At 73.8% G+C, this 26,997-nt stretch carries 12 protein-coding genes; all 12 read left to right on the forward strand.

Annotated elements, in window-relative coordinates; genetic code table 11:
• The first annotated feature begins 56 nt into the window (after positions 1 to 56).
• The 12 genes from E5082_RS04105 (at position 57) to E5082_RS04155 (ending at position 26,993) form a co-directional block, all read left to right on the forward strand.
• The gene (locus E5082_RS04105) at positions 57 to 281 is read left to right on the forward strand and encodes an MbtH family protein (RefSeq protein WP_135789879.1); all 225 of its coding nucleotides are present in this window, start codon (positions 57 to 59) and stop codon (positions 279 to 281) included.
• Positions 278 to 1,999, forward strand: a complete 1,722-nt coding sequence (locus E5082_RS04110) for an ABC transporter ATP-binding protein (protein WP_135789880.1) — start codon at positions 278 to 280, stop codon at positions 1,997 to 1,999. Before E5082_RS04105 ends, E5082_RS04110 begins: the two co-directional genes overlap by 4 nt.
• Entirely contained in the window at positions 1,996 to 3,738 is a 1,743-nt protein-coding gene (locus tag E5082_RS04115) for an ABC transporter ATP-binding protein (RefSeq protein WP_135789881.1), read from the forward strand. Before E5082_RS04110 ends, E5082_RS04115 begins: the two co-directional genes overlap by 4 nt.
• Positions 3,713 to 5,020, forward strand: a complete 1,308-nt coding sequence (locus tag E5082_RS32270; protein WP_167513975.1) for an aminoglycoside phosphotransferase family protein — start codon at positions 3,713 to 3,715, stop codon at positions 5,018 to 5,020. The genes E5082_RS04115 and E5082_RS32270 overlap by 26 nt, the downstream gene beginning before the upstream one ends.
• A gap of 8 nt (positions 5,021 to 5,028) precedes the next feature.
• On the forward strand, positions 5,029 to 7,377 hold the full coding sequence (locus E5082_RS04120; protein ID WP_167513976.1) for a condensation domain-containing protein: 2,349 nt from the start codon (positions 5,029 to 5,031) through the stop codon (positions 7,375 to 7,377).
• Positions 7,370 to 8,125, forward strand: coding sequence for a hypothetical protein (locus tag E5082_RS32275; RefSeq protein ID WP_167513977.1), 756 nt, complete (start codon positions 7,370 to 7,372; stop codon positions 8,123 to 8,125). Before E5082_RS04120 ends, E5082_RS32275 begins: the two co-directional genes overlap by 8 nt.
• Positions 8,126 to 8,170: 45 nt before the next feature.
• Positions 8,171 to 9,958 carry a non-ribosomal peptide synthetase gene (locus tag E5082_RS04130; protein ID WP_135789883.1) on the forward strand — a complete coding sequence of 596 codons (1,788 nt, stop codon included), beginning with the start codon at positions 8,171 to 8,173 and terminating at the stop codon, positions 9,956 to 9,958.
• A 142-nt stretch (positions 9,959 to 10,100) separates the two neighbouring features.
• A complete protein-coding gene (locus E5082_RS04135; protein ID WP_167513978.1) occupies positions 10,101 to 14,990 on the forward strand; it encodes a non-ribosomal peptide synthetase in 4,890 nt (1,629 codons plus the stop codon).
• A gap of 69 nt (positions 14,991 to 15,059) precedes the next feature.
• A complete protein-coding gene (locus tag E5082_RS04140) occupies positions 15,060 to 16,064 on the forward strand; it encodes a TauD/TfdA family dioxygenase (RefSeq protein WP_135789885.1) in 1,005 nt (334 codons plus the stop codon).
• The gene (locus E5082_RS04145; protein WP_135789886.1) at positions 16,061 to 17,068 is read left to right on the forward strand and encodes a TauD/TfdA family dioxygenase; all 1,008 of its coding nucleotides are present in this window, start codon (positions 16,061 to 16,063) and stop codon (positions 17,066 to 17,068) included. The genes E5082_RS04140 and E5082_RS04145 overlap by 4 nt, the downstream gene beginning before the upstream one ends.
• Positions 17,065 to 22,059: a non-ribosomal peptide synthetase gene (locus E5082_RS04150; protein ID WP_135789887.1), complete on the forward strand. Its 4,995-nt coding sequence runs from the start codon at positions 17,065 to 17,067 to the stop codon at positions 22,057 to 22,059. Before E5082_RS04145 ends, E5082_RS04150 begins: the two co-directional genes overlap by 4 nt.
• Positions 22,056 to 26,993 (forward strand): non-ribosomal peptide synthetase, encoded by a 4,938-nt coding sequence (locus E5082_RS04155; RefSeq protein ID WP_135789888.1) that lies wholly within the window; start codon positions 22,056 to 22,058, stop codon positions 26,991 to 26,993. Before E5082_RS04150 ends, E5082_RS04155 begins: the two co-directional genes overlap by 4 nt.
• The last annotated feature ends 4 nt before the right edge of the window (positions 26,994 to 26,997 follow it).

The raw sequence follows: 26,997 nt of genomic DNA on the forward strand, positions 1-26,997 counted from the left end.
GGGGCACGACCTCCCGGCCTCCGGCACGCACGACAGCAGCGAGAGAGAAGAAGGACATGAGCGACAGCCAGGACACCGTGACCTACCAGGTCGTCGTCAACCACGAGGAGCAGTACTCGATCTGGCCGGTGGACGATCCGATGCCTCCCGGCTGGACGGCGAGCGGGCCGTCGGGCACCAAGGCCGAGTGCCTCGCCCACATCGAAGAGGTGTGGACCGACATGCGTCCGCTCAGCCTGCGCCGCCACATGGAGCGGGCGGAGACGGCGGGCGAGCGGTGAGGCAGCGCGTCTCCCTCCTCTGGAGGTATCTGCACGGCCACCGCGGCCGTGCGTCCGTCCTCGGGGTCCTGGTCATGGGCAACGTCGCCCTGACCGTGCTCAACCCGCAGTGGCTGGGCCGCTTCATCGACGGAGCCGAGGACGGGCGGGGGGCCGACGCTCTGGTCGACATCGCGCTCGTGTTCATCGCGCTCACCGTGCTCAACCAGTGCGTGGTCGCCGCCGCGGGTTACCTCGCCGAGGACCTGAGCTGGCGCGCGACCAACACCCTGCGCACCGACCTCGCCGAGCACTGCCTCGACCTGGACATGTCCTTCCACAAGGAGCACACGCCGGGCGAGCTGATCGAGCGCATCGACGGCGACGTGGCCACGATGGGCAACTTCTTCTCCACGTTCGTCTTCCACGTCTTCGCCAACGCGATCCTCGCCGTCGGCATCGTCGGCGTGAGCTTCTTCGCGGACTGGCGTACCGGTCTCACCCTGCTGGTGTTCGCGCTGCTCGTGCTGCCGCTGGTCCGCGTCGCCCAGCGGCGCGCCAAGCCGTACTTCACCGCCATGCGGCAGACCAACGCCGAGATCTCCAGCTTCCTGGAGGAGAGCGTCACCGCCACCGAGGACGTGCGGGGCAACGGCGCCGAACGGTACGTCATGACCCGCCTCGACGGCCTGCTGGACCGCTTCCGCAAGCTGATGAAGGTCGAGGCCATCGCCGTACGCGCCTCCTCCAGCGTGCTGGAGACCAGCGTCTCCCTGGCGACCGGCGGCATCTTCGCCCTCGGCGCCTACCTGATCTCGCACGGCCGCATGGAGCTCGGCCAGCTCTACGTGTCGTACTTCTACACGAGCATGCTCTCCATGGCGCTCTTCCGGATCGCCTACCGCGCCGACGGACTTCAGGTCGCCCTCGCCGGCATGGACCGCACCGCCGAGATCCTCGACACCGAGAGCCGCGTCAAGGACACCGGGACCACGCCGTTCCCCGCGGCGCCGGTCACCGTCGAGATGGACCACGTGCACTTCTCGTACGTGGCCGGACGCACCACCCTCGACGACGTCAGCCTCACCATCCCCGCCGGGCAGTCGCTCGCGCTGCTCGGCCGTACCGGCAGCGGCAAGACCACCGCGGCCCGGCTGCTGCACCGGGCGATGGACGCCGACCGGGGCGCCATCCGCTTCTCCGGGGTCGACATCCGCGACATCCCGCTGGACGATCTGCACCGGCACGTCGGCGTGGTCACCCAGGACGTGCACATCTTCCGGGCCACCGTCCGCGACAACCTCACCATGTTCGACCCGGACGTCACCGACGAGCGGGTGTGGAAGGCGCTCGACGGGCTCGCCGTCGCCGACTGGATCAGACAGCAGCCCGACGGGCTCGACACCGTCCTGGAGGGCGGCACCGGCGCCCTGTCCGCCGGACAGGCCCAGCTCATCGCGCTGGCGCGGGTGTTCCTGCGCGATCCGGCCGTGGTGATCCTGGACGAGGCGTCGTCCCGGCTCGACCCCGCCACGGAACAGCTCACCGGCCGCGCGACGGCCGAACTCATGGAAGGCCGGACCACGCTGGTGATCGCGCACCATCTGTCCACCATCAAGGACCTGGACCACGTGGTGATCCTCCAGGACGGTCGGGTCCGCGAGGCCGGGGAGCGGGCCGCGCTCGTCGCCGACCCCGCGTCCCACCTGTCCTCCCTGCTCGCCGGGAGTGCCGCGTGAAGGCGTACCAGACCTTCGGCCGGGTGGTGCGTTCCGCGCCCGGACCGTTCACCGCCAACTTCCTGCTCCAACTGGTGCGCAGCGGCATCCTCGTGGTTCCCGGGCTGATCGTCCGGGAGATCTTCAACCGGCTCTCCGAGAACGCGCCGCTCACCAGCGGGCTGTGGCTGCTGATCGCCCTGCTGGTCGCGGTCGCCCTGGTCCGCGTCGGCGGCCTGCTCGCCTGTGTCGCCTACGACGGGATCTGCGAGGCCCACGGACAGGCACTGCTCACCCGCAGCGCCGTACGCGCCCTGCTCGCCCGGCCCGGCGCCACGGCGCTCCGGATGCCTGCCGGGGACGCGGTGAACCGGCTGGTCTCCGACACCGCCAATGCCGCATCCATGGTCGGTTACACCTTCATGGTGTCCGGCGCGGCCGTGCAGGCGCTGGGCGCGCTCGTCATCATGCTGCTCATCGACCCCGTCGTCACGGCTGTCGTGTGTGTGCCTCTGGTGCTCGCCGGGATCGTCATCAACACCGCCAGCAAGCGCATCCGCAAGTACCACAGCGGCAGCCGCGCGGCCGCGGGCGAGGTGAACGCCTTCCTGGGGGAGATGCTCGGCTCGGTGCAGGCCATCCGGCTCGCCGGGGCAAAGGGGCGGATCATGTCCCGGCTCGGCACCCTCAACGAGGACCGGCGCAAGAAGACCCTGCAGAGCCGGCTGTTCACCGACGTCTTCCTCGCCTCTGTGTGGACCAACACCTCCGCCCTGGGCACCGGTGTCGTCCTCGCGCTCACCGCCAAGAGCATCACCGACGGCAGCTTCACCGTCGGCGACCTCGCCCTGTTCGTCATCTACGTCGGCTGGGTCACCGACTTCACCTCGCTGTTCAGCCAGAACCTCGCCCTGTACAAGGCGTCCGGAGCCTCCCTGGAGCGGCTGGAGGAGGTCGCGCCGGGCGCGGTGACCGGTGTGCTGGAGCCCGACCCGGTACGGCTGCCCGCCCCCCGCGAGGAGCTGCGCACCCTGGAGGTGGAGGGGCTCACCTGCCGCTATCCCGGCTCCGCCAACGGCGTCGACGACATCAGCTTCCGCCTGAGCCAGGGCCAGTTGGTCGTCCTCACCGGCAAGACCGGCTCCGGCAAGACCACCGTGCTGCGCGGGGTGCTCGGCCTGCTGGAGCGCCAGGGCGGCCAGGTGCGGTGGAACGGCGAGGACAGCGGCCGGCTCGCCCCGCCCCGCGCCGCCTACACCCCGCAGGTGCCGCGCCTGTTCTCGGCGCCGGTGCGGGAGAACATCGAGCTGGGCGGGACGGAGGACGAGGACGCGCTGCGCGCGGTGCTGCGCACGGCCGTCCTGGAGGAGGACGTGCGCTCCCTCGACGACGGTGTGGACACGGTCGTCGGCCACAAGGGCACCAAGCTCTCCGGTGGCCAGGTCCAGCGCGTCGCCGCCGCCCGGATGTTCGCCCGCGAGCCCGAACTGCTCGTCTTCGACGACATCTCCAGCGCGCTCGACGGCCCCACCGAGCGTCGCCTCTGGCAGGGGCTGCGCGAGCGCCGCGCGGCCGCGCCGCTGACCTGCCTGGCCGTCTCCCACCGCCGGGAGACCTTCCGGGAGGCCGACCACATCGTCGTCCTCGACGAGGGCCGGGTGGTGGCCCAGGGCACGCTCGACGAACTGCTCGGCACCAGTGACCGCATGCGTGAGCTGTGGGAGGGAAGAGCTGATGAACCTCAGCCTGACAACGCGTAGGAAGGCCACCGAGGTCTTCCTCACCGACCTGGGCGACGGCACGTACGGGCTGCCCGCGCACGAGGCGTCCATGCCGACGGAGATCCGCGCCCACCTCGCCTCGGAACACGGCCTCGACACCATCTACCTCGGCCCCCTCGCCCACCGGCCCGACGGGGTGCGGGTGCACGCGCTGGAGGCCCGCGGCGCCGACGACGCGAGGGGGGACTGGTACGACGCGGCCCGGCTGGCGCGGCTGGCGTTCGCGCCCGGCCAGCCCGCCGGGCTCGTCGCCGACCGGATCTCGGGCGGTGCCGCGCTGCCCGAGGTGCCGTGGACCGAGCCGGGCTGGCTGGCCCGGGCCGGCGCCTGGGCGGAGGCGGAACTCGCCCGGCACGGCACCCCCGCCACCGCCGATCCCGAGCAACTCATCGTCTCCCCCTGGGCGTGCACCCTGCGCATCCCGTGCGGGGAGACCTACGCCTTCCTCAAGGCCGCCCCGCACCCCTTCCACTACGAGCCCGACCTCACCGCCCTGCTGCACGAGCGGTTCCCCGAGCACACGGTCCCGCTGATCGCCCGCCACCCCCACGAGCACTGGATGCTCTCCCTCGACATCGGCGAGGCCAGGGTGGTCGAGGAGGACCTCACCGCGGAACACCTCCCCATCTACCGCCGGGCGCTCAGCAGTTACGCGCGGATGCAACAGCGGCTCGCGGGAGACACCGCCGCCCTGCTGGCCCTCGGCGTCCCCGACCGCCGTCCGGCCGCCCTGCCCGACCTGTACGACGAGATCCTCGACGACACCTACTGGCTCGCCGGGGACCTGGAGGGGGGCATCGGCGCCGACGACCGGCGGCGGCTGCGCGCCTACGCCCCCGAGTTCCGCGCGGCCTGCGAGGAACTCGCCGCCGCTGGTCTGCCCGACACCCTGCTCAACGTCGACTGGTGGCACGGCAACCTCTCCTTCCGTGACCACGGCGACGTGATGTTCGACTGGGCGGAGAGCGTCGTGGGCAACCCCCTGTACTCGCTCACCACCATCGACCGGGTCACCGAGGTCGGCGCGATGCCGGAGTTCTTCCGTGACGCCCTCGCCGGCACCTACCTGGAGGCATGGGAGGAGTTCGCCCCGGCCGCCGAACTGCTGCGGCTGCGCGAACTGGCGAGGCCCGGCGCGATCCTGTGCCGGGTGCAGACCTGGCGCCAGTGTGTACGCCTGCACGCCGACGCCGACCGGTATGCCCGCGACCGGCTCAGCGTCGCCGCCAATCTCAGCCGCCTGCTGCCGCTCGTGAAGTGAGGAGTGCCGTGAAGGCGTTCGCCAGGACGAGAATCCCGCGCCGGGAGCGGACGGACCTCGCCCCCGCCTCCGAGATCCAGCGCTCGATGTGGTTCCTGGAGCAGGCGGGCCGGGCCGGCGCCTACAACATCGGCCTGTCCGTGCGCGTCCGTGGCCCGCTGGACCCCGGGGCGCTGCGCCGGGCCCTGCTGGCCGTCGCCCGCCGCCACGAGACGCTGCGCTCGGTGTTCGTCGCCGAAGGCGGCGAGGTCCGCGTCCGGACACTGCCCGTCGAGGAGTTCGCCGAGCTGCTGTTCCCGGCCGACTGGGACGGCAGCACCGAGGCACCCTTCGCAGTGGACGGCGGACCCCTCTTCCGCGCCCGGCTGACCTCCGCCTCCCCGACCGAGCACCTGCTGTCGCTCTGCTTCCACCACGTCGTCTACGACGGCGGTTCCGCCGCCCTGTTCTGGGAAGACCTGTGGCAGGCGTACGCGGGCGCCGAACTCGCCGAGCTGGAGATCCAGTACGCCGACTACGCGGTCTGGCAGCAGGAGCGGCTGGACGGCGGGCTGCTGGCCCGGCAGGCCGCGTGGTGGGCCGGGCACCTGGACGGCGCTCCCGTCCTGAGCACCGTCCCGCCCGACCGGCCCCGTCCCGCCCGGCGCACCGGGGAGGGGCGCGAGCTGCGGGGGCGGGTGCCCGCCGAGGTGTACGGGGCGCTGACGCGGCTGGCCCGGGCGGAGACGGCCACCGTGTACATGGTGGTACTGGCCGCCCTGCAGGCGGTGATCGGGCTCGCCTCCGGCCGCTCCGACGTGCTCGTCGGCTCGCCGGTCTCCGGCCGGGTGCGGCCCGAACTCCGGCCGCTGATCGGCTGCTTCGTCAACACTCTCGTGATGCGCGCCGACCTGGCGGGCGACCCGTCCTTCCTGGACCACCTGCGGGCCACCCGCCTGGGCGTGCTGGACGCCTTCGACCACCAGGAGGTCCCCTTCGACCGGGTGGTGGAGAGTGTCAACCCGCCGCGGCTGCCCGGCACTTCACCGCTGTTCCAGGTGCTCTACGCCCACCAGGGCACTTCGGGCGAGGCCGTCCCGCCCCCGGCCGGTCTGACCGTCGAGCCGGTGGACGAGCGCACGTCCACCGCCAAGTTCGACCTCCTGCTCACCACCTGGGAGGAGGACAGCGGCCTCGTGCTGAGCCTGGAGTACGCGACCGAGCTGTACGACGACAAGAGCGCCGGCCGGTTCCTGCGTGAGTTGCTGGAGCTGCTGACCACGGCGGTCACCGACCCCGGCACCCCCCTGAGCGCCCTCGGTACCGGCCCCTGGCGGGAACCGGCCGCCGACACCGTGCCCGCCGCCTCGGCACCGGAACCCGACGACACCCCGTGGAGCCCGACCGAGGAGTTCCTGCGGGACGTCTGGGCCCGGCTGCTGGGCCGTACCGACATCGGCCGGCGAGCCGACTTCTTCGACCTCGGCGGACACTCCTTCATGGGCATCCGGATGCTCAACCGGGTGCGGCAGGAGTACGGCGTCGAGCTGCCCGCAGGGGTCCTCTTCGAGGCCCGCACCCTCGAGGGGCTCGCGGCCGCCGTCGACCGGGGCCTGCGCGGCACCGCCCCCGCCGAAATGGTCCGGCTCGCCCCCGGCGAGGGCCCGCCGCTGCTCCTCGTCCACCCCGTCGGCGGCGGCATCTCCTGCTATGTCCCGCTGGCCCGGCAGCTGCCGATGCCGGTGTACGGGATCGAGGCGGTCGGCCTGGACAGCGTGGAGGCGATGGCCGACGCCTACCTGGAGGCCGCCGCTCCGCTGCTCGACCAGGGCCCGGTCGCCTTCGGCGGCTGGTCGATGGGCGGGGTCGTGGCCTTCGAGATGGCCCGCCGGACCGAGGCCGCGTCCGGGCGTACGGTCCCGGTGGTGCTGATCGACAGCCATGTGCCCGACCCGGACGCCGAGGCGCCGGACGAGGCCGACCTCGTCCAGTGGTTCGCCGCGGACTGGGGCGCCTCGGCCGGCGGTGACCTCGGCGAGGGGATCACCGGCCGGGCGGAGCTGTGGCGGCGCGCGGAGGAACGCGGGCTGCTGGACCCGGGCCAGGACGGGGACACCGTGCGGCGGCTGCTGGACCGGTTCGAGACCAACATCGCCGCGGTCGGCCGGTTCCGGGTGCCGTCCGGCCACCGGGGGCCGGTGCGGCTGCTGGCCGCCGCCGGGGAGAGCTGGGCCGCCGGGGACCGGGGCTGGGGCGCCGTCACCTCGGGCGGGCTGACCGTCACCGCCGTACCGGGCGACCACTACGGGATCATGGCCGACCCGGCGCTGCCGGGCGAGGTCGCGGACTTCCTGAAGGGTGCGGTGTGCCATGACTGACGTCCTGCTGGCCCTGGACTTCCCCGGCCGCCGGGACGAGGCTCGGATCGCCGACCTCCGGCTGGAGGAGGCGGGCTGGAAGGTCGAGTACGCGCTGGCCCCGCCGTACAGCCGGGTGCCGGACGCCGCGGCGCAGGCCGCCGAGCTCGCCGCGCGCCGCGCGGGCGGCGCCCCGCGCGCGGTGCTCGCCTACTGCATGGCCGCCCCGCTCGCGCACGAACTGGCCGCGCTGCTCAGCCCGGCCGGTGAGCCTGTACCGCTGTTTCTGTTCGACGGTGAGCCGGGCCGGCCGGAGGCGGTGCGGGACGCGGCTCGTACGGTCGCCGAGCAGCTGACCGGTGGGGCCGCGCAGACGCTGGACGACGACCCGGACCTGCTCTCCGACGCGGCCCTCACCGGCCGGCCGGCCGAGGTGATGGCGGCTGTGGAGGACCGGATGACCCGGCTGGCCGCCGAGGTGTTCCGGGAGGACGGCTTCGAGGAGACCGAGGCCCGGGCGGCCGCGAGGCAGGTTTCCGGCTTCTACCTGGACTGGATCGCCCACCTGACCGCCTCCCTGCACACCACCCGTCCCTCCTGGGGCGGCCGCGTCCGGCACATCCGCACCCCCGGTCACCTGGGCCCGCAGGTGTGGCCGGGCGCGGACGCCACCGAGAACCACGTCGTGGACAGCGGCCGCAACGACCTGCTGCGCGACCCCCGTACCAGGGAACTGACCCTTACCCTGCTCGGCCCGCCCACCGAGTGACTGGCCCCGGCACCCGAACCCACCCGGCAGAAGAGGAAGTCCGACGTGTCCCCATCGCGTGATCACGACCCGGCAGAAGCCCCCCGTACCCTGCCGGCCCTCTTCGCCCGGTCAGTGGCCCGGCACCCGGACCGCCGCGCGGTGAGCGACGGGGACACCGTGCTCACGTACCGGGAACTCGACCGGCGCGCGGATGCCGTCGCCGCCCTGCTGACCGGGTGCGGCATCGGTCCGGGGGACCGGGTCGGGCTCTACACCAGCCGTTCCGTGGACGTGTTCACCGCCCTCCTCGGCGTGCTCAAGGCGGGCGCGGCCTACGTCGCCGTCGACGACCGCTATCCCGACAGCCGGCGCGACCTGATGCTGACCGTGAGCGGCGCGGCGGCGGTCCTCACCCGCGCGGACTGGGCACCCCGGCTCGCGGGGCTCGCCGTTCCCGTCGTCCCGCTGCCCGCCGAGTACGGCACGGCCCCCGCGTCCGCGCTCCGGCCCGACCCGGAGGACGCGGCCGGCGTGCTGTTCACCTCCGGCTCCACGGGCACGCCCAAGGCGATCGTGCTGGAGCACCGCAACCTGGTCGCCTTCGCGCTGAACCGCGCCCTGGCCCCGCTGACCGAGGAGGACCGGGTCGGCCAGATCTCCTCGCTCTCCTTCGACCTGTTCCACTACGAGATGTGGAACACCTTCGCGGCCGGCGCCGAGGTGGTCGTCCTGCCGCCGGTGCCCGAGCTGCTCGAGGCCGGGTTCGGCGCCGAACTCACCCGGCTCCGGGTCACCGCGATGCTGGTGCCCACCATGGTCGTCAACCATGTCGCCACCGAACACCCCGACGCCTTCACCCCGTTGCGCCTCCTCCAAGTGGCCGGTGACGTGATCCTCCCGGCTGCCTGCCGGAACATTCTCGGCGGCGGCTTCACCGGCACCCTGCACAACCTGTACGGCCCGGCCGAGAGCACCACCGCCTGTACCGCCCACCGCGTCACCGCCCGCGACGCGGAGGGGGACGCCATCCCGATCGGCCGCCCCCTCGACGGCGTCACCGCGCACGTCTTCACCGACGGCCGCCCGGCCGCCCCCGGTGAGGCCGGTGAACTCCTCATCGGCGGCGCTCAGTTGGCGCGCGGCTACCTCGACGCCCCCGAGCTGACGGCGGAACGCTTCGTGGACGACCCGTACGGCACCGGCATCGGCCGCGTCTACCGCACCGGTGACCTGGTCCGGCTGCGTGCGGACGGGGTGCTGGACTACGTCGGCCGGGTGGACAACCAGTGCAAGATACGCGGCTTCCGCGTCGAACTCGGCGAGGTCGAGCGGCTGATGCGCACCCTGCCGGGGGTGCGGGACGCGGTCGTGGTTCCCGAGGGCGAGGGCACCGACCGCATGCTGGTGGCCTTCGTCGCGGGCGACGGACCGCTGGACGAGGCCGGCGTCCGGGAGGCGGCCGAGAAGGAGCTGCCCTTCTTCATGGTCCCCGGCTCGCTGGTGATCCTGCCGGAGATACCGGCCACCCACCACGGCAAACGGGATGTCGCCGCCCTGCTCGGCCTTCTCGCCGAGCGCCGCCGCGCCCATGCCGACGAGCGACGGGCACTGTCGCCCACCGAGCGGTACCTCACCGGGCTGTGGGAGGAACTGCTCGCCGAGACCGGCATCGGCAGCGCGGACCACTTCTTCGAACGCGGCGGCAACTCCCTGCTCGCCTTCCGCATGAGGATGCGCATCGCCCGCGACCTGGGCGCCGGCATCAGCCACCGCGCCGTGCTCGACCACCCGGTGCTCGCCGACCTGGCCCGGGCGGTCGACACCGCCCACGCGCCCGCCCCGCAGCGGTGAAGGAGAGCACGATGACGACGGAGGGAACCGCGTCCGTGGACACGGCACTCGGCGCGGGCGGTCCTGCTGTCCGGCGACGACGTACTCGCCTGAACCGGCCGTGCCAGGAAATTTGGGGGAGCCCATGACGGGGGAAGAACGCATGACGGAGCCGCCGGTCCCGGTGCACGAACACATCCTGCGGCAGGCTCGCAGCGATCCGGGGCGCACCGCCGTGCGCGACGGGGCGCGCGAGGTGTCCTACGGCGAGTTGGACCGCCTCTCCGGCCGCCTCGCCCGGCGCTTGACGGCCCTCGGGGTGCGCCCGGAGGACCGGGTCGCCCTCTGCCTGCCCGGCGGCGCCGACGCGGTGGTCACCGTTCTCGGCGTGCTCCGCGCGGGCGGCGCCTACGTCCCCCTCGACCCGGCCTACCCGGCGCAGCGCCTCCGCTTCGTTCTCGCCGACACCGGCGCCCGCTGCCTGGTCACCACTCGTGAACTGCTCGCCGCCGTCGCCGGCGCCCCCGAGCACGTGCTGTTGCTGGAGGACGTCCTGGCCGCCGAGGACGCCGAGGGCCCGGAGACCCCCGTATCGCCCGACAACGCGGCCTACGTCATCCACACCTCCGGCTCCACCGGCCGTCCCAAGGGCGTGCTCGTCCCGCACCGCGCGCTGGCCCACCATCTCCGGGCCACCGCCGGCGTCTTCCGGCTCACCCCCGGGGACCGGGTCATGCAGTGCAGGTCGCTGAGCTTCGACGCCTCGGTGGAGGAGATCTTCCCGGCGCTGGCCCACGGCGCCACACTCGTCGTCAGCCCGGACGGGCTGCGTCTCACCCCGCGTGAACTCGTCGGCTGGATGGAGGCCGAGGGCATCACCGTCGCCTCCCTGCCCACCGCCTACTGGCACGCCCTCACCGAGGACGCCGCCCTCCTCGCCCGGCTCGCGGCCGCCCCCCTGCGGTTCGTGCTGGCCGCCGGAGAACAGGCGGCCCGCGAACGCCTGGCCGCCTGGAAGCGGACCGTCGGCGAGGATGTCGAGTTCTGCAACGTCTACGGCCCGACCGAGGCCACTGTCACCACCACCGTCTACCCCACCGGGCCCAGCTGGGAGCGGGACTGCGCCACCACCGTCCCCATCGGCCGTGCCCTCCCCGGCGTCCGGACCAGGGTCGTCGACGGCGAGCTGTACGTGGGCGGTGGAGGTGTGGCACGCGGGTACCTGGGCCGTCCCGGACTCACTGCCGAGCGGTTCGTGCCCGACCCCTCCGGGGAGCCGGGGGCGCGGATGTACCGCACCGGGGACCTCGTCCGCGAACGGCGCGACGGGCTGCTCGAGTTCGCGGGGCGCCGGGACTTCCAGACGAAGCTGCGCGGCTTCCGTGTGGAGCCGGGCGAGGTGGAGGCCGCGCTCGGGGCGGTGCCGGGGGTCGCGCAGGCGGTCGCGGTGGTCCGGGAGGACGAGCCGGGGGACCGCCGGCTGGTGGGGTACGTGGTGGGCTCCGGGGCCGACCCGGCGGCGGTACGGGAGGCGGTCGCCGCACGGCTTCCGTCGTACATGGTGCCGTCCGCCGTCGTGGTGCTGGACGCGCTGCCGCTGACGGTGAACGGCAAGGTCGACCGGGCCGCGCTGCCCCGGCCCCGGGTGCGGGGCGCGGGCGTGGACCGGGTGCTGTCGGCGGAGGAGTCGGCGCTGTGCCGGCTGTTCGCGGACGTGCTGGGGGCGGCCGAGGTCGGCCCGCACGACGACTTCTTCGCGCTCGGCGGGCACTCCCTGCTGGTGACCCGGCTGGTCGACGAGGTCCGGGCCGCACTGGGCCGGCAGCTGCCGATGGCCGCCGTCTTCGAGGCGCCCACCCCGGCCGGCCTCGCCCTACGGCTGGCCGAGGCATCCCCGGCGGGCCCGGAACGCGGCCCCCGTGACCGGCCCGCCGAACCCCCGCTGTCGTACGCCCAGCGGCGGTTGTGGTTCCTCAACAGCCTCGAAGGGCCCAAGCCCGTCTACAACGTCCCCTACGCGCTCGCCCTCACCGGCCCGCTGGACGCGGCCGCACTGCACCGGGCCCTGCTGGACGTGCTGGCCCGCCACGAGAGCCTGCGCACCGTGTTCCCCGGTGACCTGGGCGAGCCGTACCAGCGGGTGCTCGCACCCGAGGAGGTGCTGCCGGAGCTGGCCGTCACGGACGTGGCCGCCGCACAGGTGTCCGACGAGCGGGACGCCTTCGCCGGACGGGCCTTCGACGTGTCCTTCGAACCCCCGCTGCGGGCACGGCTGCTGCGGGCCGGCCCCGAGGAACACCACCTTCTCCTCGTCCTGCACCACATCGCGGTCGACGGCCTCTCCGTACGCCCCCTGGCCGCCGACCTGGCCGAGGCGTACCGCGCCCGCCTCAAGGGCGAGGCCCCGGCCTGGACCCCGCTGCCGCTCCAGTACGCCGACTACGCCCTCCGCCAGCGCGAGGCGCTCGGCGACCCGGCCGACCCCGGTAGCGCCTCCGGGCGCTCCCTCGCCTACTGGAGGGACCAACTGGCCGGGCTGCCGGACCACTTGGAGCTGCCCACCGACCGGCCGCGCCCGGCCCGCGCCAGCCACACCGGCGGGGTCGTGCCCTTCACGCTGGATGCCGGCACCCACCGGCTGATCGTCGGCCTGGCCAGAAAGCTGCGTGCCACCCCGTTCATGGTCGTCCACGCGGCCCTCGCCGCGCTGCTCACCAGGATCGGCGCGGGCACCGACACCGTGCTCGGCACCCCGGTCGCCGGCCGCGCCGAGCAACGGCTCGACGACGCCGTGGGTTTCTTCGTCAACACCCTGGTGCTGCGTACCGACACGGGGGGCGATCCGACCTTCACGGAACTGGTGCGGCGGGCCCGCGCCACCGACCTGGCCGCCTTCGCCCACCAGGCGCTGCCCTTCGAGCTGCTGGTGGAGGCGCTGCGGCCGCCCAGGTCGCTGGGCCGCCATCCGCTCTTCCAGACCATGCTCGTCTTCGAGGACAGCCGCCGCGCCGACTTCGAACTGGACCGGGTCCGCGTCGGGACGACCGAACTCCGGCTGCCGGTCTCCCGGTTCGACCTCGTCTTCGGCTTCACCGAGGACTACGCGGCGGACGGCAGCCCGGCCGGGTTGCGCGGCACGCTGGAGTACAGCGCCGATCTGTTCGACCCGGTCACCGCCGAACGGCTCACGGGCCGCCTGTGCACCCTGCTGAGCGGCGCCGTCGCCGACCCCGACCGCCCGCTGGGCCGCCTTCCGCTGTTGACCGGCCCCGAGCGCGCCCGGCTGCGGGAGCTGTCCACCGGTGCGACGGACGCCCGGCCCACCCCGCTCCTGGACGCGTTCGCCGCTCAGGTCCGCCTGCGTCCGGACGCCGTCGCCGTACGCCACGAGGGCACCGCGCTCACGTACGCCCAGCTCGACGCCCGCGGCAACCGGCTCGCCCGGCTGCTCCGGGAGCGCGGGGCCGGGCAGGACTCGGTGGTGGCGCTGGCGATGCCGCGCTCACTGGAGTTCGTGGTCACCCTGCTCGCCGTGGTCAAGGCGGGTGCCGCGTACCTCCCGGTCGACCCCGGGCTCCCGGCCGACCGCATCCGCTTCATGGTCGAGGACGCCGCCCCGGTGTGCGTGGTGGCGTCGGCCGAGGTGGCAGAGCTGCTGGCGCCGGGCACCGGGACGGTCCCCATGGACCCGGACCTGGCGGGGTACGACGACACGCCCCTCACCCATCCCGGCGGCCTCGCCCCCGGACGGCTGCTGTATGTCATCTACACCTCCGGCTCCACCGGCCGGCCCAAGGCGGTCGCCTTCCCGGTGGACGCCTTCGAGAACCTGCTCGCCTGGCACGCCCGCGCCATCGGGGGCCAACCGGGCCGGGTCACCGCCCAGTTCGCCTCGCTGGGCTTCGATCCGGCCCCCCAGGAGATCCTCTCGGCCCTCGGCTCCGGCAAGACCCTCGCCGTGCCCCGCGAGGAGGTGCGGCGCAGCCCGGCCGACCTGGTCCGCTGGATGGAGCAGGAGCAGGTGTCGGAACTCTTCGCGCCCACGGCCGTCATCCACGGCCTCTGCGAGGAGGCCCTGGAGCAGGGGCTGGACCTGCCCGCGCTCACCGACGTCGCGCAGGGCGGCGAACCGCTCACCGTCAGCCCCGCCATGCGCCGCTTCTTCGGCACCGGCCGCCGGCTGCACAACCTTTACGGCCCCACCGAGACCCACGCCGCCACCGCCCACCTCCTCGACGGCGACGCCGCCGACTGGCCGGCCACCGCTCCCATCGGGGTGCCGCTCGACCACCTCACCTGCCATGTCCTGGACGCCCGCCTCGCCCCCGTACCGCTCGGCGGCGAGGGCGAGCTGTTCGTGGGCGGCGCCGGGGTGGCCCGGGGGTACGTCGGACGGCCAGGACTGACGGCGGAGCGGTTCGTCCCCGACCCGTTCGGAGGGCCGGGGGCACGGCTGTACCGCACCGGGGACGTGGTGCGACACCGCCCGGACGGGCTGCTGGAGTTCGTCGGGCGGCGGGACTTCCAGGTGAAGCTGCGCGGCTTCCGGGTCGAACTGGGTGAGGTCGAGGCCGCGCTGAGCGCCACGCCCGGGGTCGGCCAGGCGGTCGCGGTGGTCCGGGAGGACGAGCCGGGGGACCGCCGGCTGGTGGGATACGTGGTCCCCGCCGGTGCCGACACCAAGGCGGTCCGGGACGCGGTCGCCGCCCGGCTTCCCGCCTTCATGGTGCCGTCCGCCGTGGTCGCGCTGGACGCGCTGCCACTGACGGTGAACGGCAAGGTCGACCGGGCCGCGCTGCCCCGCCCGCGGGTCGTGGGCGCGGGCGTGGACCGGGAGCTGTCCGAGGAGGAGTCGGTGCTCTGCCGCCTCTTCGCCGACGTACTGGGTGCCGGCCGGGTCGGTCCGGACGACGACTTCTTCGCGCTCGGAGGGCACTCCCTGCTGGCGACCCGCCTGGTCAACCGGGTCCGGGCCGCGCTCGGCCGGAACGTCCCGATCGCCGCCGTCTTCGAGGCGCCCACCCCCGCCGCTCTCGCCGCGCGGCTGGGCTGACTCCCCGCACACCCGCGCCGGGCCCATCCACGCCCGCCCTTGAGTGAAATGCCGTGATTCGGAGGAACTGTGTCAACCATTTCCCGCCGTCGCGCGCGCGCCGGCTCCGTCGAGGTGGACGACGCCTGGCAGGGCCGCGCCCTCCCCGCCCTGGTGCGGGGCGACTCCACCACCGACCTGACCGCCTGGCTGGCCGGCAACAGGGCCACCGTCGACGGTCTCGCCCACCGGGCCGGTGCCGTCCTCTTCCGGGGCTTCGGCATCGACACCCCGGAGCAGTTCCGGGCGTTCATGGAGGCTCTCTCCGACGACGTGCTCGGCTACGGCGAGCGCTCCTCGCCCCGGCACGAGGTCACCGAGGGCGTCTACACCTCCACCGACCACCCCGCTGACCAGCACATCGCCCTGCACAACGAGCAGTCGTACACCCTGGACTGGCCGCTCAGGATCGTCTTCTCCTGCCAGCGCGAGGCCACCCGGGGCGGCCGCACCCCGCTCGCCGACAGCAGGCGCGTCCTCGCCCGTCTGGCCGATTCCACCGTCGAGCGGTTCCGCGAGCGCGGGGTGCGCTACGTCCGGAACTACGTGCCCGGCATCAGCCTCACCTGGCAGGAGGCGTTCCAGACCGAGGACCGCGCGGCGGCCGAGGCGTACTGCGAGCGCAACGGCATTTCCTGGACCTGGGTCGACGGCGACCAGCTGCGCACCTGGCAGAGCAGGCCCGCGATCCACCGGCACCCGCTCACCGGCGACGAGACCTGGTTCAACCACGCCCTCTTCTTCCACAACTCCACACTGCCCGAGGAGGTCGGTGACGGGCTGCTGTCGGCGCTGGGCGAGGAGAACCTGCCCTACCACACGTACTACGGGGACGGGCAGCGCATCGAGGACGAGGTGGTCGAGGAGCTCCGTACCGCCTACGCGGAGGAGACCGTCGGCTTCGACTGGCGGCAGGGGGACGTCCTGGTGGTGGAGAACATGCTCTGCGCGCACGCCCGCGAGCCGTTCGAGGGGCCCCGCCGGATTCTGGCCGCCATGTCCGACCCCCGGTCCGCCGCAGGCGGTGCGCGATGAGCGCAGGGCCCGTGCGGCGCGCCCGCCGCACCACCGTCGAACCCGTCACCACGTCCTTCCTGGACGGTGACTTCGGAATGGTCGTGGAGTCCCGGTTCCCCGAACTCGACCTCGTCAGCCATCTCACCGCCAACCGCGAGCGCGTCACCGAGCACCTGGACCGGCACGGGGCTGTCCTCTTCCGGGGGTTCTCCGTGCCGGACCCGGACCACTTCGGCCGGGCCGCCCGGGTCGTCGGCCCCGAACTCCTCGGGTATCTGGAGCGGGCCGCGCCGCGCACCGAGGTCGCCGACAAGGTGTTCACCTCCACGGAGTTCGCCTCCGACCAGACCATCCCGCTGCACCATGAGATGTCGTACTCCCACAACTGGCCCAGCAGGCTGTACTTCTACTGCGACCTGCCCGCCGAGACCGGCGGCGCCACCCCGCTCGCCGACGAGCGCGCGGTCACCCCGCGCATCCCGGCGGAGGTCCGCGAACGCTTCCGCCGGCACGGCGTGCTGTACGTCCGCAACTACGGCGACGCCCTCGACCTGCCCTGGCAGGAGGTGTTCCAGAGCACCGACCGGGCCGACGTGGAGGCGTACTGCCGGCAGTCGGCCACGGACTTCGAGTGGACCGGTGACGGCGGATTGCGCACCCGCGCCGTCCGCCAGGTCACCGCCCGGCATCCGCGCACGGGCGAGGAGGTGTGGTTCAACCACGTCCACCTCTTCCACTCCTCCAACATGCCGCCCGAGGTCCGCGAGGCCCTGCTGCGCGAATACGGCCCCGAGGGCCTGCCGCGCAACGTGTACTACGGCGACGGCACCCCCATCGAGGACGAGGTCGCCGCCCTGCTCCGCGGGCTCTACGAGGAGGCGGCCGTCTCCTTCCCGTGGCGGCGCGGCGACGTACTGATGGTGGACAACTTCCTCGCCACCCACGGCCGCGGCCCCTTCACCGGTGAACGCCGCACTCTCGTCGCCATGTCCGACCTCTACGTGAATCGAGACGTCCTGTGACCACGGTCGACAGTTACCGGCTCTCCGCCCAGCAGCGGCGGCTGTGGGCCGACGCCCCGAAGGAGCGGGTCACCGCGAAGGTGCGCCTCGCCGGGCCCCTGGACCCCGGCCGGCTGAGCGCCGCCGTCGCCGCGCTCGTCGCCCGGCACGAGACGCTGCGCCTCGACATCGGCGACCTCACCGGCACCGGCCTGCCCGTGCAGGTGGTCCGCGACGACGCCGGCGCGGAGGTGCACCCCGCCGGCACCGCCCCGGCCGGCGATGCCCCGCTGCGGGTCGTGCACGGGCCCGGCGAACTCGTTCTGGACGCCTCGGTGCTGATCGCCGACCGGGAGAGCCTGCGTGTCCTGCTCACCGAACTCGCCGCCTGCTACGGCGGTGCCGCACCCGTGGAGGACGAGGACCGTACCCAGTTCCTCGACGTCGTCGAGTGGCAGGGCGAGCAGGACCGCGCCGACCTCGACGCCGACCCCGCCGCCCTGACCGCGCTCACCCTTCCCGCCCTGGCCTCCGGCACCGGCGGGGAGGAGCCGGCGGGGGAGTACCGCGCCGAATGCCCCGCCCCCGACGGGGACGACGCGGCGCACGCGCTGGCCGCCTGGGCCACCGCGCTCGGCCGGTACACCGACGCGGGAACCCTCGCCCTCGCCGTGCACGACGACGGCCGGTCCGTGGACGGCACCCAGGGCGTCGTCGGCCCGCTCGCGGCCCCGGTACGCTGCGAGGTTCCCCGCATCCTCACCGCCGAGGCGGCCGCCGACCTGCTCGCCGGGGTACGCGCCCGCAGTCTGCGCGTCACCCCCCTCGACCACCCCGTGGCCGCCGGCTTCGCCCATGTCGCCGCCGCCGGCCCCGGCCCGCTCGCCGCGCTCGGCGCCACCCGGGTCACGCTCGACGCGCCCCGCCCCCAGGCCCCGCTGCATCTGACCTGCACCCGCGACGGCGCAACCCTGGGTCTCGCTCTGCACGCAGACCCCGCCGTGGCCGACCCGGCCGCCGCCCGGTCGCTGCTGGGCGCCGTCACGGCCCAGCTCACCGGCGGCCGTCCCGAGGACGCCGAGGCCGCGCTGCTGGCCGAGTGGGAGGGCACCGCCGCCCCCCTCGGCGAGCGCACCCTGCTCGGCCTGCTCGACGCGGCCGTCCCCGGTGCCGACCCCGCCCGGACCGCCGTCGCAGCCCCCGACACCACCCTCACCTTCGCCGAACTCGACACCGCCGCGGCCTCGGTCACCGCCCGCCTGCGGGAACAGGGCGTCGGGCCCGGCGACCGTGTCGTCGTCCTCGGCGAGCGCTCCGCCGTCACCGTCGCCGCCTTCCTGGGCGTGCTGCGCGCCGGAGCCGTGTACGTCCCCCTCGACCCGGCCCACCCGGCATCCTGGCTGCGCCGCCTCGCCGTCTCCGTGGACGCGGCCCTCGCCGTCGCCCCCAAGGGCTCCGCCGCCCTGCGCGGCCTCGGCGGCACCCTGCCCACCCTCGAACTCGAGGCGTCCGCGGCGCCCGGCGCCTTTGCCGAGCCGCACCCGGTCGCCCCCGGCGACCCGGCGTACGTCATCTTCACCTCCGGCTCCACCGGTACCCCCCGCCCGGTCGTCGTCGAACACGGCAGCGCCGCCCACCTCTTCGACGCCCTCGAAGCGACCGTGTACGCGGACGCCCCCGAGGACCTGACGGTCGCCGTCAACGCCTCCTTCGGTTTCGACGCCTCCATGAAGCAGCTCGTCCAGCTCGCCGCCGGCCGCTCCCTGTGCCTGGTCTCCGAGGAGACCAGGCGAGACGTGCCGGCGCTGCTGCGCGAGCTGACCGACCGGGGCGCCGACGTGCTCGACTGCACCCCTTCCCACCTGCGGCTCGTCCTCGACCACCGGGAGAGCGGCCAGCGCCTGCCCGGCCTGCTGCTGATCGGCGGCGAGCCGGTCGACGCCGAGCTGTGGCGACGGGTGGCCGCGCTGGAGGGCGTACGCGCCGTCAACGTCTACGGGCCCACCGAGTGCACCGTCGACGTCACCGCCGCCCCCGTCACCCCGGACACCGAACCCTCCATCGGTCGCCCGCTCCCCGGCTTCCGGGTCCGGGTGCTGGACGAGGAGGGGCGGCCCGTGCCGCCCGGCATCCCCGGTGAACTCTTCGTCACCGGCCCTCAGGTGGCACGCGGCTACTGGGGCGACCCGGAGGCCACCGCCGCCCGCTTCACCACAGTCGACGGCGTACGCGGCTACCGCACCGGCGACCGGGTGCGCTTCCTGCCCGACGGACGCCTCGCCCACCTCGGCCGCGCCGACGGACAACTCAAGATCAACGGCTACCGGGCCGAGCCCGCCGAGATCGGCGCCGTGCTCGCACAGCATCCCGCCGTCGCCCAGGCGGTCGCCGACTGGCGGGTGGACGAGACCGGCGGCACCGGTTCCCTCGTCGGCTACGCCGTGCCCCGCCTCGCCACCGGACGCGCGCTGAACGTCGAGGACATCGCCGGGATCAACCCGCACGAGACCCGCTACCTCTTCGACGAGATCTTCGTCCAGCAGACCTATCTGCGCGGGGGGATCACCTTGCGCGAGGACGCGGTCGTCGTCGACGTCGGTGCCAACATCGGCATGTTCTCGCTCTTCGTGGACCGGGCCTGCCCCGGCGCCCGCATCCTCGCCTTCGAGCCGCTGCCCGAGGCCCACGCCCGCCTCACGGAGAACCTCCGCCACCGCACCGGGCCCACCGACATCTTCGACTTCGGCCTCTCCGACCGCGAACAGTCGGCCGCCTTCACCGTCTACCCCGGTTACTCCATGATGTCCGGCCAGGCCGAGTACGCCGACCCCGAGGCCGAGATCGCGCTCGTCCAGACCTTCCTGGAGAACCGGCGCGACGACGAACTCCTCGGCGAGGTGTCCGAGATCCTCGCCGACCGCTTCACCCCGCACGAGGAACAGGCCCGGCTGCGCCGGCTCTCCGACGTGCTCACCGAGACCGGGACCGACCGGATCGACCTGTTGAAGATCGACGTGCAGCGCGCCGAGTGGGACGTGCTGCGCGGCCTGGACGACGCGCACCTGGCCGGGGTTCAGCAGATCGCCATGGAGGTCCACGACGACACCGGCGCCGCCCCGCACGGACGGCTCGCCGAGATCGGCGGACACCTGCGCGGGCACGGTTTCGAGGTGTTCTGGGAACAGGACGAACTCCTCGAGGGAACCGACCGGTTCACGCTGTGCGCGGTCCGCCCCGAGTACCGGGACGACCCCCGCCCGGCCGCCGAACCGCCCGTCGCCGTGCCGGACGCGGCCCTCCTGCGCCAGTGGCTCGCCCAGCGGCTGCCCGAACCCCTCGTCCCGGCCACGGTGGTCCTGCTGGACGCCCTGCCGCTCACCGTCAACGGCAAGGTCGACCGGGCCGCGTTGCCCGCGCCCGAGCGGCCCCGCACCACGGCCCGGCCCACCACCGCCACCGAACGCGCCCTCATCGCCATCTGGGAGGAGGTGCTCGGCCGGGCGGGCATCGGAGCCGACGACAACTTCTTCGCCGTCGGCGGCGACTCCATCCGTGCCATCAGGATGCGCGCCGCCGCCGTCAAGGCGGGCCTGTCCTTCCCGTTGCGGGACGTGTTCCGCAACCAGACCGTACGCGCCCTGGCGGCCGGCATAGAGGGCACCCGCGCCGCGGAACCGGCCGCCGGAGCACCGTTCGCCCTGCTCGCCCCGCCCGACCGGGCACTGGTCCCCGCCGGCGTGAGTGACGCCTATCCGCTCACCGCCCTCCAGCTCGGCATGGTCTACCTCGGCGAACTCTCCGAGGGCGACGGGCACGCGTACCACGTCGTCACCGTCGACACCGTCGAAGGCCCCTGGGCTCCGGAGGCCCTCGCCCGTGCCGCCGAGGACCTCACGGCCGCCCACGACATCCTGCGCACCTCCTTCGACCTGGCCGCCTTCAGCCGCCCGACGCAGCTCGTGCACGAGCGGGCCACCGTGCCGGTGCGCACCGAGGACCTCACAGGCCTGCCCGAGGAGGAACGGGAGCGCAGGGTGCGGGAGATCGTGGACACGGAGAAGGCCACCCCGTTCGACTGGCGCGCCCCCATGTTGCGCCTGCACGCCCTGCGCACCGGCGAGCACACCTACGCGCTGGTGCAGACCCATTTCCACGGCGTGCTGGACGGCCTCAGCCTGCACCTGATGACCAGCGAACTGCTGGCCCGTCTCGACCACCACCACACCGGCACCCCGGCCCCCGACGCCGGTCCCGTGCTGCCCTACCGGCATCACGTCGAGGCCGAACTCGCCGCCCGCGAGGACACCGGCACCCGCGCCTTCTGGCGCGACGCCCTGGCCGGCGTCAGCCCGCTCCGGCTCGCCGGGGAACACGTCCCCGCCATCGGTACCTCCCGCGTGCTGGAGCCCGCCGGGGCCACCGCCCAAGTCCTGGACGAGGCCGCGCGGCGGGCCGGGGTGCCGGTGAAGTCGCTGCTGCTCGCCGCGCACGTCCGCGCGCTGGCCGCTGCCTTCGGCACCGACGGCTCGGGCGAGGTCGTCACCGGCCTGGTGGTCAGCGCCCGCCCCGCCGAGGAGGGCGGCGACCGCACCCTGGGCCTGTTCCTCAACACGCTCCCGGTCCGCACCGACCCCGGTGCGCCCGGTCTGGCCGGCCGGCTCTGGGAGTACGAGCAGTCCCTCATGGGCCACCACCTGCTGCCGCTCGCCGACATCCAGCAACTGGCGGGAGCGGGAACCCTGTTCGACTCCTTCTTCAACTTCACCCGCTTCGGCGGTATCGCCCCCGCCACGGACGGCTCCCGCGTGGTCTCCGAGCACGACGACACCGTCGACGTCGGGTTCGCCCTCGCCTCCAACGCCGACCTCGGCCCCGCGGGAACACGGCTCGTCGTGCAGTACGACGCCGCCACCCTGCCCGCCGAGCGGATCGACGCCTACGCCGAGCGGCTGTGCGCCGAGGTCGAGGCGCTGGCCGCGCACCGGGACGACAGCACGGAGGACGCCCGATGACCATCGTTCCGCGCCACACCCGCCGCCGCGCCCCCGCCGCCGCGCCCGAGGACGCCCACGGTCCCGACCGGCCGCTGTCCCTGTCGCAGCAGCAGCTCTGGTTCATGGACCGGGTGCAGCCCGGTGGTTCGCTCTACAACCTGCCCGTCGTGCTGCGGCTGCGCGGCGCCCTCGACATCGGTGTGCTCCAGCGCTGCCTGCGCGCGATCGTCACCCGGCACGAGGTGCTGCGCACCCGCTTCCCCGACCGCGACGGTGTGCCCGTGGCCGTCACCCTGGCCGGCGCCCATGTGCCGCTGCCCGTCCACGACCTGTCCGCAACCCCGGCCGACGAGCGCGAGGACCTGCTCCGCAAGCTCGTCAGTGAGGAGACCCACGCACCCTTCGACCTGGCGGAGGGCCCCGTCGTGCGGGCCGCCCTGGTGCGCGCCGGGGCCACCGACCACGTGCTGGTGCTCACCTTCCACCACATCGTCTTCGACGGCTCCTCCTGCGGGGTCCTCCTCGCCGAGCTGGGCGAGCTGTACACCGCGTACACCGAGGGCCGCGAACCCGGACTGCCTACGCTGACCCTGCAGTACGCCGACTACGCCGAGCGCAGCCGCACCACCGACGTCACCGGTCAACTGTGCTTCTGGCAGGAGCGGTTCGCCACCCCGCCGCCCACCCTCCAGCTGCCCGCCGACCGGCCCAGGCCCGCCGTGCAGAGCTACCAGGGCGCCGCTGCCCCCTTCGAGGTGGGCCCGGAACTCACGGCAGCGGTGGAGCGGCTGGCGGAGGAGGAGGGTGTCACCCCGTTCGCCGTCATGCTGTCCGCCTTCTTCGTGCTGCTCGCCCGCTACACCGGCCAGCACGACCTGGCCGTCGGCGTGCCCGTCGTCCGGCGTCCGGAACCCGACCTCGACCCGCTGATCGGCTGCTTCGTCAACACCCTGGCGATCCGTGCCGACGTGGACCCGGCCGCCGGGTTCCGCCCGCTGCTCGCGCAGGTCGCCGAGTCGGTGTACGCGGCCTTCGAGAACATGGAGGTCCAGTTCGACGACGTGGTCCGGGTGGTCGAGCCCGAGCGCGACCCCAGCTACTCGCCACTGGTACAGGCCAGCTTCGGCATGCTCGCCGCCGGGCAGACCGGCGAGCTGACCCTGCCGGGGCTCACCGCGGAACTGCTGGAGGACGAGCGGCTCACCTCCAAGTTCGACCTGAGCCTCGACCTCATCCAGAAGGGCGACGGCTTCCAGGGCGAACTGGAGTACGCCACCGACCTGTTCGACGCGGCCACCATGCGCCGGGCCGCCGGGCACTGGCTGCGCCTCCTGGCCGAGCTGGTCGCCGCGCCCGACGCCCCCGTGGCCACCGTGCCCCTGCTCACTCCCGAGGAGGAGCACCGCCAGCTGCGCGCCTGGAACGACACCGCCTTCCCGGTCGGCGAAGAGCTCACCATGCACGCCCTGTTCGAGGCCCAGGCCGCCCGCACCCCGGACGCGCCCGCCGTGGTCAAGGGCGACGACCGGCTGACCTACGCGGAACTCGACCGCCGGGCCAACCGGCTCGCCCACCTGCTCCGCCGGCGCGGAGTGCGCGCCGAGACCCCGGTCGGTGTCTGCATGGAACGCGGGGTGGACACCGTCGTCGCCTTCCTCGGCGTGCTCAAGTCGGGCGGGGTGTACGTACCGCTCGACCCCGAGTATCCCCGCGAGCGGCTGGAGTACATGCTGGCGCACGCGGCCGTGCCTCTGGTCGTGACCACCACCGGCACCCTGCGCGACCTGCCCCCGGTCCAGGGCGCGCTGCTGCTCGACGAGGAGGCCGGGTCGCTGGCCGGGCTGCCCGGCACCGCCCCGGACACCGAGGTCGCCCCGGACAATCTGTCCTGCATGTTCTACACCTCGGGCTCCACCGGGACCCCGAAGTGCGCCATGGTCACGCACGCCAACTACGTGAACTACTTCCGGTTCTGGGAGTCCGCCTACCTGGGCGGCCACCCGATGCGCTCGCACCTGCAGATGACCAGCTTCGCCTTCGACATCTTCATCGCCGACGCCACCCGCGCCCTGTTCAGCGGGGCCAAGCTGGTCGTCGTACCGCACGAGACGGTGATGTCACCGCCGGACCTGTACCGGCTGATGGTGGCCGAGGGCGTCAACAGCGCCGAGTTCATCACTCCCATCCTGGCCGCGCTGGTCGACCACCTGGAGGAGACCGGCGCCGACCTGGCCTTCCTGGACCTGCTCGTCGCCGGCAGCGACATCTGGTACGCCCGGGACTACATGCGGGTGCGCGCCCTGTGCCGCCCCGACACCCAGATCGTCGCCGCCTACGGCCTCAGCGAGACCGCGATCGACAACGCCACCCTGGCCCGCGCCGAGGTCCCCGAGGTCATCGAGGGCATCGTCCCGATCGGCCGCCCCACCGGCAACAACCAGGTGTACGTCCTCAACGACCGCCTCCAGCCGCAGCCCGTCGGCGTCCCCGGCGAGCTGTACGTCGGCGGGGCCGGCGTCGGCCGCGGCTACCACCGGGACCCGGCGCGCACCGCCCAGCGCTATCTGCCCGACCCGTTCTCCGCCGAGCCCGGCGCCCGGCTGTACCGGTCCGGCGACCTCGCCCGGTACCGGCCGGACGGAGTCCTGGAGATCCTCGGCCGGATCGACAACCAGGTGAAGGTCAACGGCTTCCGTATCGAGCTGGGCGAGATCGAGTCCGTGCTGCGCGCCCACCCGGACGTGGACAATGCCGTCGTCGTCGTGCACACCGCCGGCGGCACCGGGGAGACCCGCCTCGTCGGCTACGTCACGTTCGTCTCCGCCGCCCGGCCCGACCTCACCCCGTACCTGGTCGACCGGCTGCCCGCCTACATGCTGCCCTCGGTGCTCGTCACCCTGGACGAGATGCCGCTGAACGCCAACGGCAAGATCAACCGGCGCGCGCTGCCCGAACCCGCCTCCGCCTCCGGGCGCGGCGCCGCGTCCGCAGGCGCGCCCCGCACGCCGGTCGAGGAGCTCCTCGCCGGGATCTGGGCCGAGGTGCTGGGGCTCACCGAGGTCGGCAGGTCGGACAGCTTCTTCGCGCTGGGCGGGAGTTCGCTGCTGATGACCCAGGTCGTCTCCCGGATGCGCCGGGTGCTCGGCCGGGAGGTGCCCCTGCGCACCCTCTACCAGCATCCGACCGTGGCCGCGCTCGCCGCCGAACTGGGCCGTGCGGGCGACGGCCGCGCGGAGCACCCCGTCACGCCGGTCCCGCGCGATCCGGCCGGGCATCCGCTGTCCTACGCGCAGGAGCAGCTCTGGTTCCTCGACCGGCTCGGCGAGGGCGACGTCAGCTACAACGTCCCCGAGGCTTTCCGGCTGCGCGGCCCGCTGGACACCGACGCCCTCGCCGCCGCCCTGCAGGCGCTGGCCGACCGGCACGAGGCGCTGCGCACCGTGTACGTACGCGGCACCGGCGGACGTCCCGTACAGATCGTGCGGGACTCGGTGAGCGTGCCGCTGACGTCGGCCGACCTGTCCGGGCTGCACGACACCACCCGCGACGCCGCCGTACGCGAGCTGATCCGCGCCGACGAACTGCGCCCCTTCGACCTGGAGCACGGCCCGCTGATCCGGGCCGCCCTCGTCACCACCGGCACGGACGAGCACCTGCTGCTGCTGAACCAGCACCACATCGCCACCGACGGCTGGTCCTCGGGCCTGCTGCTGCGCGAACTCTCCGAGTTGTACACCGCGCACACCGAGGGCCGCCCGGCCGGTCTCGCCCCACTGACCCTCCAGTACGCCGACTTCGCGGTCTGGCAGCGCGGCTGGCTCGACGGCGACGAGGGCCGGGCGGGTCTCGCGCACTGGCGGGAGCGGTTGGCGGGCGTCCCCGAGACCACCAACCTGCCGCTCGACCGGCCCCGCACCCCCGCCGTCACCCGCGCGGGCGCCTCCGTCGCCTTCACCGTCCCCGACGAGGTGTACGGCGCGTTGCGCGCCTATGCCCGGGAACGCGGCGCCACCCTGTTCATGACCCTGCTCGCCGCCTTCGACCTGCTCCTCGCCCGCGCGGGCGGCGACCCGGAAATCGTCGTCGGCACCCCTGCCTCGGGCCGCACCCGCGTCGAACTCGAGCCGGTGCTCGGCTTCTTCACCAACGTGCTCGCGCTGCGCGTCCGGGTCGACGACGACCCCGTCTTCGGCGACCTGCTCACCCGCGTGCGCGACACCGCGCTCGACGGCTACGCCCATCAGGACGTGCCCTTCGAGCGGGTGGTGGAGGAACTGCGCCCGCGCCGCGACCTCGGCCACAACCCGGTCTTCCAGGTGGTGTTCTCCCTGGACGACGCGGGCGCCGAGGCCCTCGAGCTCCCCGGCGTCACCGCCGAGGAGCTGCGGCCCGCCCACAGCACCGCCAAGTTCGATCTGGAGCTGATGCTGGAACAGCGGGACGGCACGCTGGGCGGCACCTTCACCTACCGGACGGACCTGTTCGACAAGGCCACCGTCGACACCCTGTGCGCGGGCTGGCTACGCCTGCTCGGCGGGCTCGCGGCGGACACCGGGCGCCGGATCTCGGCGTACGAACTGCCGGAACTGGACGCTCTCGGCACGGCACCCGAGGCCCCGGCACCGCACGCGCCCGCTCCGGTACCGGGGCCGTCCGGGCCGGACGGGGTGCTGCTGGGCCGGGTGCTGGGCGCGCTGTGGGCCGAGGTGCTGCTCACGGACGCGCCCCCGGCCGCGGAGGACGACTTCTTCGTCCTCGGCGGGCACTCGCTGCTGGTCACCCAGCTCACGTACGGCATCGAGGACCTGCTCGGCCTCACCGTGCCGGTGCGGGCGCTCTTCGAGAATCCGACGCTGGCCGCCTTCACCGCCGAGGTGGGGCGGCGGGCCGCCGGAGAAGGCGGGGCCGAGGCGTTCACGGCGCGGCTGCGCGCCCTGGCCGAACAGATCTGACCGC

The sequence above is a fragment of the Streptomyces griseoluteus genome, from assembly GCF_004784465.1.
Classification (GTDB): Bacteria; Actinomycetota; Actinomycetes; order Streptomycetales; family Streptomycetaceae; genus Streptomyces; species Streptomyces griseoluteus.

Coding starts and splice junctions, on each gene's coding strand:
- E5082_RS04155 (WP_135789888.1), top strand. CDS start 22,056: ATGACCATCGTTCCGCGCCACACCCGCCGCCGCGCCCCCGCCGCCGCG.
- E5082_RS04105 (WP_135789879.1), top strand. CDS start 57: ATGAGCGACAGCCAGGACACCGTGACCTACCAGGTCGTCGTCAACCAC.
- E5082_RS32275 (WP_167513977.1), top strand. CDS start 7,370: ATGACTGACGTCCTGCTGGCCCTGGACTTCCCCGGCCGCCGGGACGAG.
- E5082_RS04145 (WP_135789886.1), top strand. CDS start 16,061: ATGAGCGCAGGGCCCGTGCGGCGCGCCCGCCGCACCACCGTCGAACCC.
- E5082_RS04135 (WP_167513978.1), top strand. CDS start 10,101: ATGACGGAGCCGCCGGTCCCGGTGCACGAACACATCCTGCGGCAGGCT.
- E5082_RS32270 (WP_167513975.1), top strand. CDS start 3,713: ATGAACCTCAGCCTGACAACGCGTAGGAAGGCCACCGAGGTCTTCCTC.